The organism is Vibrio sp. SCSIO 43133 (assembly GCF_023716845.1).
GTDB classification, from domain to species: Bacteria; Pseudomonadota; Gammaproteobacteria; order Enterobacterales; family Vibrionaceae; genus Vibrio; species Vibrio mediterranei.
This window is the reverse complement of the sequence record NZ_CP068024.1, coordinates 1387787-1402212: the sequence shown is the minus strand read 5'-3', so window position 1 is coordinate 1402212 and position 14426 is coordinate 1387787. Positions and strand designations below refer to the sequence as shown.

Below are 14426 nucleotides of genomic sequence, written 5' to 3'. Positions count from 1 at the left end.
ATGAACGACACCGTTTTTAAATCGCAAATCGCGGCGCACTTAAAGCAAATCAGAAAACACAAAGGATTGAGCTTAGACGCAACTGCCAAGCTAACTGGCGTGTCCAAAGCTATGCTGGGACAGATAGAAAGGGGGGAATCAAGCCCCACAATTTCGACACTATGGAAAATTTCTAGTGGTTTGGAGGCGTCCTTTTCTGGGTTCTTCGCAAACGACCCTGTGCTACGTGACAGCGAAATGACGTTCCCAGAAGATGAAAACATGCTGGTCAATACCCTATTTCCCTATACCAGCGACACCAACATGGAAATGTTTGAAATTACGCTAGCGCAGCACCATTGCCAACTGTCTTCACCTCACAGCGTAGGCGTCATTGAGCATATCATTGTGTTGGAAGGCAACCTCGAGGTTTTTTTTGAAGATAAGTGGCATGCCGTCGCACAGGGTGAAAGTTTACGCTTTTATAGCGATCAGCCACACGGTTATAAAGCCGTAACCGAGAGGGCGGTATTTCAGAATATTGTCTGCTATCCAAACTAGCCCGACGCATTGTGATAGGAACTGATAGTTAAATCTAGGCTATCAGTTACCCTTCGAACATTCCCTATTCTCGATAATTGCGTCTAACAATAAGGTCGTTGCCGACGCTACATGCACTCGAATTTCACTTTCGTCCATATCTTGTCGGCCAAGTAAAATACTCATTCTTGGCGCAAGTAGCATACCCGTCCACAAGTCCACTAACGTTCCAGCATTCTGCACGCCAAAGCGCGTCTCGAAGAACTGTTTCAACTGTTCATCAGATTCGTCTGAACCAAGTGCAAAGAAACGGTCAACGATCTCTGGCGCTTGTGCTTGCTCTGCAATAAGGAGTCGCAGCGTTGCAAGATGATCATTTGAAAAATGAAATCGAACAAATGCGTAGCCAAATTCTAACAATGCATGGGTTGTATCAGGCTCTTTGAGATAGTAAGAAAACTGAGCGTTGTTACTTTCACCAATGAATCGCAACGTCGCATCAAACAAGTCCATCTTTGAAGGGAAGTAACGATACAAGGTTTGTTTAGTCACTCCCGCCTTACTGGCTACCGCATCCATACTTGCCATGCTGTAACCCTCTGACAGAAAAATGCTTTGCGCACCTTCCATAATAACGCGACGTTTCTTCTCGCGATTTTGTTCAATCTTACTCATGCCCTACTCTCAGCTCTGAAATACCAATCATACTCTAGAGTATGATCACTATTGACACAAGATAATTTAAAAATCATACTAATCAGTATGATTTTTAAATTAGAGGTTTTCATGTCCAATATCACCAGAAATTCATCCTTGCCGGTATCCAAACGCGCCAAAGGTTTTTCCCTTGCTGTCGCAGGAGCAATGCTTATGAGTCTTGACCCGATATTTATTCGTTACGCCCAAGTCAGTAGTTTCGACACCGCATTTCTGTTTGGGCTATTTAGTGCAGTGTCTATGCCACTTGTATTGAAACTGAATGACAATCGGGGTATAAAAAAAGCGGTCCAATCCAGCGGATGGCCACTATTAGTTGCAGGTTTACTTATGGTAGGCAGTGCTTCAGGCCTCATCTTTAGTGTTAAAAATACATCTATTGCCAATACCTTTATTATTCTTAGTACCACTCCAGCAATAGCCGCGATATTCAGTCGATTATGGCTTAAAGAACACATTAGCAAAGCTACCATGGTCGCGATCTTTGGTGTAATGATAGGAATCGCAACCGTCGTCTCTGGCTCTATGAGCACAGGAACTTGGTTTGGCGACCTGCTCGCCATGTTTTCAGTGATTTGCTTGTCATTCATGTTTACGTTGCTTCGCAAATACCAAAACGTCAGTCGTCTCGCTGCGGTAGGCTTAGGAGGAATGCTACTCGCGCTGGTAATGCTGCCGTTTACTGTTCCTTCCGCATATAGCATGGAAACTTGGTTAATTATGGCATTAATGGGACTAATTACTGCACCAGCAGGCCGAGTACTCTCCATGGTATCTACCCGATATATCACGGCACCAGAAGTATCTATGACACTAATGTTAGAAACAGTATTGGCCCCCATCTGGGCATTAACTTTCTTTCACGAAATACCGGCTAACGCCAGCATTGTTGGCGGAGCGATTATCCTAGCAACCATTTTCCTTTACACAAAGTTCGCGCTTAGCAATCATCAATAGGAATATTAACAATGAAGCCAACCTTAGATTCTATCGGGCATATTACTACGCCTTATCAACATATAAGCGACTGTTCCAACAACATTCAGCCAACAGATGGTCCAATGTGTACTATTCATATCAATCCGGCCTACAATGAGGGGATAAAAGGTCTATACAAAGGTGATTCGATACTAGTGCTTTATTGGTTGAACGAAGCCCAGAGATCATGCGATGTCTATGGAGATGACACCAATCAACCCAAAGGGACATTTGCGCTACGTACACCACATAGACCAAACCCTATCGGTGCTGCGATAGTTGAGATCGAAGGAATTAAAACGAATCAAATTTTCGTACGCGGACTAGACTGTCTGAACAGTACACCACTTCTTGATATCAAACCTGCTATTTACAAAGAGCTGCCAAGTTTTAGTCATATCACTATTACATAACTAAATTTCAGAAAGTTATCTATCGTCGCGCATATCTCTAACATCCGAGACTATTATTATTTATTTACACAGCAATTGTTGCAATTGCAACAATTGCTGTGTAATCTTTGCGTAATTCATACGATGACCACTCGAGGCTGACCACTATGCGACCTATCATTCCTGCTCTACACCGAACTGCAGCGATCATTGCTTTTGCTTTGATTTTGTCATTCTTCACCAGCAGCGTTTTAGTCGAACTGTTCGGAAGTGAGGAAGCTGTGACCACTGTGAAAACTGCCATTTTCTTTGCCGTATGGGTTTTGATCCCTTGTATGGCAATCGCTGGTATTACTGGTTCAAAGCTCGCGCCAAAAGCAAATAAGGGAGTACTTGGAGCAAAGAAAAAGCGGATGCCATTTATTGCAGTGAATGGCATGTTGGTGCTGCTACCTTGTGCGATCTATCTTCACACTCTTGCCTCTAAGGGCCAATTTGACCACACCTTTTATTGGATTCAAGGCATAGAGTTTGTCGCAGGTTTTATCAACTTAACGCTTATGGGATTAAATATTCGCGATGGCCTGAGATTGAAAAATAAACGATCACCGCGTTTAAGTACCGAAAACTAATACCTGTGCGTCCATACTTTGTATTTGTTCGATTGTCACTAGCGTTTTCATTACAAAAACGTTAACGTCGGTGCTACTTCACTGCTGTTTCTTCGCATAGCGATTACCTCATTTTCTGACATTGCAGAAATAGCAGTTTCCCTATTCATCACGGAAGTTCGAATATGACAGTCAACACCGCCTCTTTCATCGACTCAGGTTTACGTTTTACCCCTCACAACTTTATTGTTCCATTAGATTATCAACACCCAAATAAGGGCAATATCAATGTCTTTGCGCGAGAAGTAACTCTTGTCGATGACACGGCAGACAAGCCGTGGCTAGTCTACTTTCAGGGAGGTCCCGGGTTCCCTTCACCCCGTCCGAATGGCAATAATGGTTGGTTAAAACGCGCTTTACAGGATTACAAAGTACTTTTACTGGACCAAAGAGGCACCGGAAACAGCACTGTAATCAGCCATCAAACCTTGGCAAGTCAAACACCACAGCAGCAAGCAGATTATCTCAGCCATTTTAGAGCGGACAATATTGTTCGCGATGCAGAGTCTATTCGTAAACAGTTTGGTGTTAAGCAATGGGCAATTCTCGGTCAAAGCTTTGGTGGTTTTTGTTCATTAACCTACCTCTCTTTATTTCCAGAAAGCTTATCGCGTTCATTTATCACAGGTGGTGTACCATCAATTTCGCGTCATCCAGACGACGTCTATCAAGCGACATTTAAGCGTACCAGAGAGAAAAATCAGGCATTCTTTCGTCAGTTCCCTCATGCACAAGCGCTCTGTAAGAACATTGCCAATCACCTAATGAATAATGACGTCTACTTGCCTAATGGCCAGCGTTTCACCGTTGAGCAATTTCAACAGATTGGCATTAATTTTGGTATGAGTGATACCTTCTTACCGACTTATTACAACTTAGAAAACGCTCTGGTTGAGGTCAACGGTGAGACTATTATGCGTTATGAGTTCCTTAATGAAATGTTGATGCAACAGGGTTTTCAAACTAACCCTATCTACGCCTTGCTGCACGAATCCATTTATTGCCAAGGCTTTAGCTCTAATTGGTCTGCACATCGAGTACGTCAAGAGCATAGTGAATTCAACTATTCTGGCGAAGAAAGCGAATTCTACTTTACTGGCGAAATGGTCTTCCCTTGGATGTTTGAACAATACGAGTGCCTAAAACCACTGAAAGAAGCCGCAGATCTACTGGCAGAGAAATCAGATTGGGGCAAACTGTATGATGCCGAAACACTCGCCAATAACTCAGTTCCAGTAAGTTGCGCTGTTTATGCCGACGATATGTTCGTAGAAATGGATATCAGCCGCGAGACCCTTGCACTGATGCCAAATGCTAAAGCTTGGATTACCAATGAGTACGAACACAATGGACTGCGTGCGGATGGTGAGCGCATTCTTAACAACCTAATTACCATGGGTAATAATACTTATCATTGCCAACAGGCTTAATGCTCTTGCTCACCTCAGCTATGCACGGTGAGGTGAGCCTTTTATCTCACTTTACTGTACTTGTTCTTGCAGCCAACTCTTAAACAGTCGCGTATAAGGATTGTCAGTATGGGTGATGACAAAATATCCGGCATTCGCCGCCATCTTATCAAATGGTGCAACTAGCCTCCCTTGCGCGACTTCTTCTCCTAGCAAGGCTGTTCGAGCCAGAGCAATACCAACTCCAGCCTCGGCAGCCGACATCGCCATATCTGTACGATTGAAGAAATGCCCTTGGTTAGTGTCAAAATCCAGACTCTGTTGAGATGCCCAGTACAGCCATTCATAATCTTTAGGTGCACCTTCCCACGGCATAAGATCATGCAATAGTGTCACTTGTTCCCACGCTCTATTGCTGGTTGCCAAATCAGGGTGACGCTGCCAGTAGTCATGACTCATTACCGGAATCAGTGACTCTTCTAACAGTAATTCTGCATCGGAGCGTTTATAAGGTATCGGCCCATAATCTATCGCAACATCAAAATCGCGGCTGTCACTATCAACGAGTGCGCCTTCAGCGAAAGTGTGTATCTGAACATCGGGATAACGGCGATAGAAGTCCTCCAAGCGAGGTACTAACCACTTAAAGGCAAACGACGGGGTGAGTTTTAATCGTATCTGTTTGCGCTCAGACACTCGTGTTAGTTGAAACACCGCTTCTTCAATGGACAATAGATGGTGACCCGCCGCTTCTACCAGTTTATTGCCACGTTCGGTAAGCCGAATTCCCCGAGCATGGCGTTCAAATACAGTAAAACCTAAGCGTTGTTCAATCTGATGTAGTTGCTGACTCACCGCACCGACCGTCAAACTCAGCTCCTTTGCCGCACTGGTAATACTGGTGTGGCGCGCGACAATACAAATTAGATTGATACCATGAAGTACAGCAGATTTCATACCTAGCCTTTAGTTTTACTAAAATCTATTGTCAATTTATATCGATTGTTAATCAGATGTAAACCGTTCATTGTTGCTGAAAATAAAAAATGTGAGAGTTGAATGTGAAAGTCGTCGTATTAGGAAGTGGAGTCATTGGGTTAACCAGTGCATGGTATCTGTCTCAAGCTGGCTTTGAGGTGACTGTCGTCGACCGTCAATCCAGAGCTGCGGAAGAGACAAGCTTCGCCAATGCGGGACAAATTTCCTACGGCTACTCCTCTCCATGGGCAGCACCAGGGATTCCCACAAAAGCACTCAAATGGCTTTTTGAGCAGCACGCACCGTTAAAAATAAAGCCTAGCTTAAGCCCTGAACTGATTCACTGGGCGAGCCAAATGTTGTTGAATTGCCAACTGAGTCATTACAAAACCAATAAAGCTCGCATGTTGACCATTGCCAATCGCAGTAGAGACTGTTTAGCCCAGCTTAATAAACAATACCAACTGCAATACCAAGGACGCATGCAAGGCACACTGCAGATCTTTCGCAAACATGAGCAATTGAATTCTGTAGAAAAAGATATGGCGCTACTCAGAGAGAGTGGTACTCAGTTTCAACTACTCGATAGACAGCAGTGCTTACAACAAGAGCCTGGACTAGAAAATATGAACGGTAAACTAGTCGGCGGGCTTTATCTACCGGATGATGAGACCGGTGACTGCTATTTGTTTTGCCAGCAACTACAAACCTTGGCGGAGCAAGCAGGTGTCAAGTTCCTATTTGATACCAATATTAATGAACTAGAGGTTGATAAGCAGTGCATCAGGGGGGTTAACACGTCACAAGGCACTATAACAGGTGATAGATTCGTCGTCTCACTAGGAAGCTACTCCAAATCTTTGTTAGCGCCTCTTGGTATTGACCTACCGATTTATCCGGTAAAAGGCTATTCATTAACACTTCCGGTGATCGATGATGAGCAAGCACCTACCTCTACCATTATGGACGAAACCTACAAAGTCGCGGTGACTCGATTTGATGAGCGCATCCGCGTCGCTGGAACAGCGGAGCTCGCAGGGTTTGATGCAACACTTCCCGACAAGAGACTTGCCACACTCAACCATGTCGTCAGCAACCTCTTTCCTATGGGCGCGGACCTTACTCAAGCGGAATACTGGAGTGGATTTAGACCTATGACCCCAGATGGCACACCGATTATTGGCAAAACACCGATCAAAAACCTTTACACCAATACAGGGCACGGCACCTTAGGCTGGACGATGGCATGTGGTTCGGCGGATATTCTAACCGAGTTAATGGCTTCAGATGGTCGTCTAGAACTAGCAGAACTGAGCGTTGAGAGGTACCAGTAGAAGTACCGAAAATGTACGGCAGGTGCGTTTAACACACCTGCAAATCTACCTCATTATGTTCAAGAATATCTACTAATTCTTGAGGGGGCATCGCGTCAGTGTAAAATGCATCTACTTGAGAAATATGACCAAGATTGACCATAGCACCTCGGTTAATTTTGGTGCTATCTGCTGCAAGTATAGTTTGCCCTGAACAAGCAATTATCGCTTGCGCAATACGAACTTCAGAAAAATCAAAATCGAGAAGACTGCCATCTTCGTGTATACCAGAGATACCGATGATGCCGTAATCGAGTCGGAACTGCTCGATGAACTCTTTCGCCGCCTCTCCGATAATACCGCCGTCTTTATTACGAATCTGTCCACCAGCAACGATCACTGTGAAGTCATCTTTGACTCGTAATATGTTGGCAACGTTAATATTGTTGGTAACAATCTTAAGATCTTTATGCTCAAGCAGTGCCGTCGCTACCGCTTCTGTTGTCGTGCCGATGTCAATAAACAAAGAGGATGAGTTTGGTATACGCTTTACCAGTTCGTTGGCAATGCGGTTTTTTTCGTCTTGATACCGCACTTTACGTGAAGAGTAGGCTTCGTTTTCAGTACTAGAGTGAAGCGATGCGCCCCCGTGATGACGAGTAACAAGCCCTTGCTTCGCCAAATCATTTAAATCTCGGCGAATGGTTTGTGGGCTTACGCCAAACACATCCACGAACTCTTCAGTGTTCAAAAAGCCCTTTTCTGAAAGCATGGCAAGTATTTGTCTGTGGCGTTGGGTTTGCTTCAAAACATCACTCCAGTTCGAGTTCTTTTAAAATCTACTTAATAGTATAACTATCTGAAAGTTCACGGTATACCTCAAATAACGAAGTTCTAGTTTTCGCATTCAGAGCTTTCACATCTTCACAAGGCGAGACGAGATCGGGAATTTGGTAAGTATGCATAGAGGCCGCAACAGCCGCTTTGACGCCGTTGTTCGAATCTTCAAATGCTAAACATGTTTCTGATTCAACCCCAAGTCTTTGCGCCGCCAAATGATAAATCTCTGGGTCAGGCTTGCCTCTAGTCACCTCACAACCCGTTGCTAAACAGTCGAAGTACTTATCTAAGCCTGCCAATTTCAGTTTAGCTTCAGCGACATTTCGGTGAGTCGATGTCGCCACAGCGAGAGGAATATTTTTTGATTTCAAGAAATCCAGTAGTTCAATTACACCATGCTTTTTCGGAATAGCTTGATGGAACACGACCGAATCATAGCTTTTTCGCCACTCATCATTAATTACCTTGTAATCAATAATATCCTGATACGCCTCACCGAGTTTGCTATGAATGGTCTTTGAATTGCATCCAATAATAGATAAATAGCTCTGCTCTAAGAAAGGTACACCGAGCGTTTGGCATGCCTTTTCAAAAATGCCTTTACAGACATTTTCTGTATCGAGAAGCAATCCATCCATATCGAAAACTGCTGCTTTAAAGTTCATGAACTACCTTACTTACCTTCAAAAAACGCCGAGTATAGCAGATTCCCGACTAAGAAAGGTCGAGCAGCCCTTTAATAGCTTATCCTTTTATTTTCCACCTAATGACGCTTTGTATGCTTGAAGGATAGCGCTCATCTTCTCAAAGTCATAATGTCCTAGCGCCACTTTTAAATCATTAATTACGTCCTCCACGAGTCCGGCTTGAGACAAATAATCAACATCGCTCAATAACTCTGATACTTGCATATCAAAGTCCTCTGACAGAGCAATCAACTCATTAATTCGCTGCAGTTGCGGTTCGCTAAATGGAATCTCGAACTCTTGGGGTTCAGGGACACTTATTGATAAAGTGTTTTGGATTAAGCTCTCAACTGTACGTTCAAGTTGAGTGTTGAGCATTGTAACTTCTTGTTCAACCGAACCTCCTTGCTTTAGCTGTCTTTCTATTTGGTCACAAATTTCAGCAATATCAGCCAACCCCAAGTTGCCAGCAGCGCCTTTTAAAGTATGAACCTCAAACATTGTAGCTTCGCTGGTCTGTTCTTCTGAAGTACCTATTCTCATTCCGGAGTATTGTTCGATAAATCGTTGAATGAGTTTTTGATGCAGTGCCTCATTACCACCAGCTAAGCGCAGGCCTATTTCAGATCCAGCCAGTCTTTCAATGTCGAGATGATCAACTGAAGACTGTTTGCTTGGCTGAATCCATTTGGCCATCACTTGGAACATTTCTTCAAGAATAATCGGCTTACCAATCACATCATTCATTCCACAGGCCAACGCCTTTTCTTTATCATCGATCATCACACTAGCTGTCATAGCTATTACAGGAAGCTCAACTAGACCAAGTTCTTTTCGAATATTCCTCGTGGCTTCATAACCGTCCATGATGGGCATTTGACAGTCCATCAGTACTCCATCATAGATGTCCGATTGCAAGGAGGTCACGGCCTCTTGTCCGTTTTCCACCACATCAACGGAAAGTCCTTTCGATTGCAGTAACTCTCTTGCTACCTCCTGATTGATCGTATTATCTTCTACCAATAGAACTTTAGCGCCTTGTAATGATGCTAGTGCTCGCTTTAGTTCTTCGCTATGGCTTCGATAATGCCCTACACGTGGCGACTCATTCAATGCAGCTGCAATCAAAGCATCGTGCAATGTAGAAGCAGTAAACGGCTTTTCCAAAACACTGGCGACTTGAATATCAGTCTCTTCTAACGCTTCAATGATATCTTGTCGAGAATCAGAGCACAGAATGATCAGCTTTGCGGTTAAGACTTGGGGCGCACGTTCTCGCATGGACAAGATCGTTTCTATGTTATCGGACACTTCATTTCGCCATCCATAAAGAACAACATTGGGAATAGTTTTCCCCTGATTAAGCGCTGACTCAAGTTGATCTAAGTCGCGATAGCTGTCCACCTTGCATTGGATTCTTTCCAGCTGACTTAGCACCACTTGTTCTGATTCTTTCGAGCTATCTATCAGTGCTAATTTCTGACTCTGCAACTGAGCTGGATAAAACACCGTTGCGTTACTCTCTGAAACACCTAGCACCAGTGAAAAGCTAAAGCGAGCACCTTCGCCTAACCGACTCTCAACACTGACTTTACCTCCCATCAGCTCAACTAGATTTTTGGTAATGGAAAGACCCAACCCCGTCCCACCATATTTGCGAGTCGTGGATGAGTCTGCTTGAGAAAATGACTGGAACAGTGAGTCTATCTGCTCGCGAGTCATTCCAATGCCCGTATCTTTAACCGCGAAATTAATTTTGCACTCTCGCTCCCTCATCATCGCAGTTGATACCTTAACGCGTACTTCACCTGTCTCAGTAAATTTCACAGCATTGGAAGTCAAGTTCGTTAACACTTGTTTAATTCGCAATGGGTCGCCGATGAGTTGGTCGGGCACATCCGAAGCGACATCAATAATAAGTGATAGCTTTTTCTGTTTAGCACTGTCATCAATCAGGCTAATCACCTCCTCCAACACACTGTCTAAAGAGAAATTAATTGATTCAATTTCCACTTTTCCTGCTTCGATCTTCGAGAAATCAAGAATATCATTAATGATACCTAACAAGGCTTGAGCGGAGCTATTAACCTTGCTGATGTAATGACGCTGCTTGTTATCAAGTTTGGTCTCTAAAGCAAGGTGACTCATACCAATAATGGCATTCATCGGTGTGCGAATCTCATGACTCATATTGGCCAAGAAGTCGGATTTTGCCTGGCTTGCATTTTGAGTTTGGATATTACTTTCTTCCAACTCTTCGGTGACGATATGAAGCTCACGCTGTGATTTTCGAATCAGATAAGCAAGAAGAAGAATGGCCAAAGCAAACAAAATGCCGCCATAGGTTGTCATATTGGCAAGGCCCCTAGCTTCAGACATCTCATTAAATCGGCGATTTCTTATATCCAGAATGGCACCGTCGATATCAATAGCGGAATCCACCATCTGCTGTGCGATAGTACCTATATGACTCGACACTATTCGCAATTCTCCAAATCGCTCAAGGTAATTTTTAATTGCCGGTTCAAGTTCCTCAAACAGCACTTTTTCATCTAACTCTATTAATGAACCACGCAGTATGGAGGTGGTTTGCAGTCCCCTTTCTAAAACCATCACCACATTTTGAGCATGAATGGTTTTTGCTTCGGAAGACAAGGCCAGCGAAAAATCTCTATCGGTTTGCCTAGCACTGTCTAATTCTTGTATTAATTCAGTCACACTCTTCGATAGGTCCAGTCGTCGAGCCATCAAATTTTGAATGGCCGCTACTTTTGACTGAGCTCGCTCAAACACCAAGGTCTCGTTATTCCGTAGGTCCAACGCAGATTGTGCTAGGTCGAACGCAACACGACTTAAATCTGCCAAAGCGGGGTCATCTAGTCGAATTCCTTTCTTAACCTTATCACTTCGAAACACAGTCAAATTCTCATAATAAGCGCGCTCTAGTTGCTCCAACTCAACCAATAACTCCCGACTACGAGTGTCTTTGATTCGATCTTCCAAAAAATCCAAATAGCGCGATATTTTCTTCAATTCTCCTTTGCTAAGGTGATATTCCTTTAAATTTCCTGATACCAGAAAATCCTTTGCATGGTTGCGTGCTGACTCAACAGCAACGGAGAGCTGGAAAGAGGCCGTTGAGTTACGGGAAATATCACTCATTGATTGGCGCAAGCTATCCACCAAGCGTTTATCTTTCTCAATATATTTTATCTGTAAGCTATGAAGAGCATCGGCGATAGAACTCGCTCGTTGAGCCGCCTCAACCATCTGTTCTCTTTTTTCGACTGACTCCCAAGACAACGCCACGTATCTTTGAAAATCTGCTCGATATTGAGTAATTTGACTGACTAGTTCTTTGGTCCCTGAACTATCTTCATGCCTTTCTAAATGAAACGTTTCGGACAGTTTCAGTGCTTCTGTCATATGAGAAAGCGCGACTTCCGACTCTCTCTCCGATAAGTCTCGGGTAAAGGAAAGCTCATGCAGTCTTGCTCTATCTAATGTAAGAAGCAGCTGCCCCGCACCTTCATACCGATCGACAGAACGAAACAGCTTGTCTAGGCTGAACCACGCTGCTAAGCCGACACTGAGGAGCAGTACCAACACAACGAGAAAGCCAGCTGCAATTTTGTTTGAAGTTACGATGGAATGTTTAACGCTTTCAGAATTCATGTTTGTTGGTTACATCCTGTAATAGTGACTAGCGAAATTAATCAGCAAATGCACGTTTGATTTGTTCTATCTCAGGCTCCATACCAACAAAAGCCGCAACTAAGTCTGGCTGAAAATGAGAACCTGATTCTTTGCGCAGGTATTCGAAGGCATCCTCAGTCTTCCATGCTTGTTTGTAAGGGCGCTCGCTAGTTAACGCATCAAACACGTCAGCTATAGCAACGATTCTGGCGCTAAGAGGAATATCCTCTCCAGAAAGTCCTGACGGATAACCGCTACCATCCCATTTTTCATGATGACATTGAGCTATCTCTTTCGCTAAATCCAACAATGGTGACCGGTATGGACCCAGAATTGCGACACCATATTCCACATGCCGCTGCATCTCTTTCCATTCATGTTCGTCTAGTTTTTCAGGCTTCAACAACACATCATCAGCAATACCAATTTTGCCAATATCGTGCATAGGCGCCGCTTCAAACAATAACTCGACCCATTTAGGATCAGCGCCAATGTGCGTCGCTAACATTCGGCTGTAATGACTCATTCGTACAACGTGCATTCCGGTTTCGTTATCTTTAAATTCCGCCGCTCTTCCCAAACAGCTAATAATTTCTCTTTGAGTATCTTTGATGACTTGGGTGCGTTTCTGAACTAGCTTCTCAAGCTGTCGTTTTTGATGATGAAGTGATAAATGTGTTGCAACACGTGCTCTCACGATAGGAGGACTAACGGGTTTGATAATGTAATCCACAGCACCAAGCTCAAACCCTTTTGTTTCATCAGAAACTTCACCTTTTGCCGTCACAAATATCACAGGAATATCACTGGTTAAAGGATTTGCTTTGAGCTGCTCGCACACTTGATAGCCATCCATTTCTGGCATCATTACATCAAGCAAAACAATGTCTGGCCTAGGGACTTTTTGCGCAATTTTCAGGGCGATTCTGCCGCTAATCGCAACCTTTACTTTATAGGAATCTGTTAGAATCCCGTTCAGTACATCTAGGTTTTCTGGTGTGTCATCGACGACCAACACCGTAAACGGCTCTGTACTTTGCTCTACCTTACTCATCTCAGTCCAACCACTGTTATTATTATCAATAAAGTATTGTTTAGTTTGGATATATTGCAAATCTGAGTAGCATCAAATTCTGTAAATAGATGTCTTGAATTCCTGAAATCGCGTACAATCGTGTGAATTCATTTATCTGGTATGTTGTACATGGAAGTATTAAGAACCATCTTGGTAGGACTTATCGGGTCACTTCTTGGCGGTGTGTTACCGATACCGCTCGGTGAGCTATTTTCCGCGGCTCTCTTTGTTGTAATGTATCTGCGCTTAACCAAAACAGACGTAAGATTACCCAGTGCGATCCTCACTACGATTCAGATTATTCTTGGCCTGAGTATTGGTATCACTGTGCATACAAGTGAACTTATTGACTCTTTTTCACTGCCTTTATTTATGGGCTTGATTCTATGCATGTTGTCACAAACCACCGTGAATTTTTTCTGGCTCTATAAGCAAGAAAAATGGACGCCTTTTGAATCCTTACTTGGCGCTATTCCCGGAGCAATGGCAGCAATTCTGGTAATCAGTGAAGAACAAGAAAAACCATCTCCCAAAATCATCTTTTCGCATTCAATCCGCTTACTTCTGCTAGTTGTCTTGGCGGGAATTGTTGCAACAACCGGGGAAGGAACGTCTCAGCTCAGCCAAACGGTTTCATTAGCACAAATCCCTTATCTTATTCTGCTTACTGTGCTGAGTTTTGTGTTTGGTAAGATCGTTGGAAAGATCGGTATCCCAGCCCCTTACCTGTTAACCAGTCTGATTGTTGCTGCGATGTTTAACGCTCAATTTTCGTCACTTCATTTGGTAGTACCTGAGCTATTTATTATGTTTGCAACAGCAATTCTAGGCGTGCTAATTGGCACCCGTTTGGCTCCTACATCATTAAAAGACGCCGTTGAATATTCTAGAGCTGGATTTATTGTAACTGCGCTGGGCGTCACCGTAACCTTAGTCTACGCCCTGATATTTAGTTACTTGACCAGCACAGATTGGGAAGTGTTATTGCTTGCTTGGGTACCTGGCAGCGTTGAAGCGATGACCGCAGTAGCTCTATTATTGGGTTTGGAACCCGCATTTGTTGCGATAAATCATGTGATGCGATTAATGATGTTGTATATGATGCCTGTGGTATTAAAATCGCCACTGCAAAGACTAAGTAGGATGTAAACA

General features: G+C 43.6%; 13 protein-coding genes. 7 read left to right on the top strand and 6 right to left on the bottom strand.

Translation table 11 applies throughout. The features are described 5' to 3' along the window. Entirely contained in the window at window positions 1-540 is a 540-nt protein-coding gene (locus JKJ11_RS06745) for a helix-turn-helix domain-containing protein (protein WP_171388697.1), read from the top strand. Between the two features lie 42 nt (window positions 541-582). On the opposite strand, the gene JKJ11_RS06740 is transcribed toward JKJ11_RS06745, so the two are convergent. Continuing rightward, on the bottom strand, window positions 583-1194 hold the full coding sequence (locus tag JKJ11_RS06740; protein WP_252038945.1) for a TetR/AcrR family transcriptional regulator: 612 nt from the start codon (window positions 1192-1194) through the stop codon (window positions 583-585). 111 nt (window positions 1195-1305) lie between these two features. On the opposite strand from JKJ11_RS06740, the gene JKJ11_RS06735 reads away from it, so the two are divergent. The 4 genes from JKJ11_RS06735 to JKJ11_RS06720 all read left to right on the top strand — a co-directional run bounded on the left by JKJ11_RS06735 (window position 1306) and on the right by JKJ11_RS06720 (window position 4707). After that, window positions 1306-2193, top strand: coding sequence for a DMT family transporter (locus tag JKJ11_RS06735; RefSeq protein WP_252038944.1), 888 nt, complete (start codon window positions 1306-1308; stop codon window positions 2191-2193). A gap of 11 nt (window positions 2194-2204) precedes the next feature. Then, window positions 2205-2627 (top strand): tRNA (N6-threonylcarbamoyladenosine(37)-N6)-methyltransferase TrmO, encoded by a 423-nt coding sequence (tsaA, locus tag JKJ11_RS06730; protein WP_252038943.1) that lies wholly within the window; start codon window positions 2205-2207, stop codon window positions 2625-2627. A gap of 146 nt (window positions 2628-2773) precedes the next feature. After that, complete coding sequence (locus JKJ11_RS06725; RefSeq protein ID WP_252038942.1) at window positions 2774-3238, top strand: hypothetical protein; 465 nt, start codon at window positions 2774-2776, stop codon at window positions 3236-3238. A 164-nt stretch (window positions 3239-3402) separates the two neighbouring features. Beyond that, window positions 3403-4707: an alpha/beta fold hydrolase gene (locus tag JKJ11_RS06720; protein ID WP_252038941.1), complete on the top strand. Its 1305-nt coding sequence runs from the start codon at window positions 3403-3405 to the stop codon at window positions 4705-4707. 51 nt (window positions 4708-4758) lie between these two features. On the opposite strand, the gene JKJ11_RS06715 is transcribed toward JKJ11_RS06720, so the two are convergent. Continuing rightward, window positions 4759-5643 (bottom strand): LysR substrate-binding domain-containing protein, encoded by an 885-nt coding sequence (locus tag JKJ11_RS06715; RefSeq protein WP_252038940.1) that lies wholly within the window; start codon window positions 5641-5643, stop codon window positions 4759-4761. 104 nt (window positions 5644-5747) lie between these two features. On the opposite strand from JKJ11_RS06715, the gene JKJ11_RS06710 reads away from it, so the two are divergent. Continuing rightward, a complete protein-coding gene (locus JKJ11_RS06710) occupies window positions 5748-6998 on the top strand; it encodes a D-amino acid dehydrogenase (RefSeq protein WP_236109707.1) in 1251 nt (416 codons plus the stop codon). Window positions 6999-7026: 28 nt separating this feature from the next. Here JKJ11_RS06710 and JKJ11_RS06705 read toward each other — a convergent pair whose 3' ends face one another. From JKJ11_RS06705 to JKJ11_RS06690, 4 genes are all read right to left on the bottom strand, one after another. After that, a complete protein-coding gene (locus JKJ11_RS06705; RefSeq protein ID WP_038222536.1) occupies window positions 7027-7785 on the bottom strand; it encodes a DeoR/GlpR family transcriptional regulator in 759 nt (252 codons plus the stop codon). Window positions 7786-7816: 31 nt separating this feature from the next. Beyond that, window positions 7817-8482: an HAD family hydrolase gene (locus JKJ11_RS06700; RefSeq protein WP_006072262.1), complete on the bottom strand. Its 666-nt coding sequence runs from the start codon at window positions 8480-8482 to the stop codon at window positions 7817-7819. 87 nt (window positions 8483-8569) lie between these two features. Further along, window positions 8570-12178, bottom strand: a complete 3609-nt coding sequence (locus JKJ11_RS06695) for an ATP-binding protein (protein ID WP_252038939.1) — start codon at window positions 12176-12178, stop codon at window positions 8570-8572. Window positions 12179-12215: 37 nt separating this feature from the next. Next, entirely contained in the window at window positions 12216-13253 is a 1038-nt protein-coding gene (locus JKJ11_RS06690) for an HD-GYP domain-containing protein (protein WP_031494127.1), read from the bottom strand. A gap of 150 nt (window positions 13254-13403) precedes the next feature. Here JKJ11_RS06690 and JKJ11_RS06685 point away from each other — a divergent pair, with 150 nt between their 5' ends. Further along, the gene (locus tag JKJ11_RS06685) at window positions 13404-14423 is read left to right on the top strand and encodes an AbrB family transcriptional regulator (protein ID WP_198557680.1); all 1020 of its coding nucleotides are present in this window, start codon (window positions 13404-13406) and stop codon (window positions 14421-14423) included. Window positions 14424-14426 lie beyond the last annotated feature (3 nt).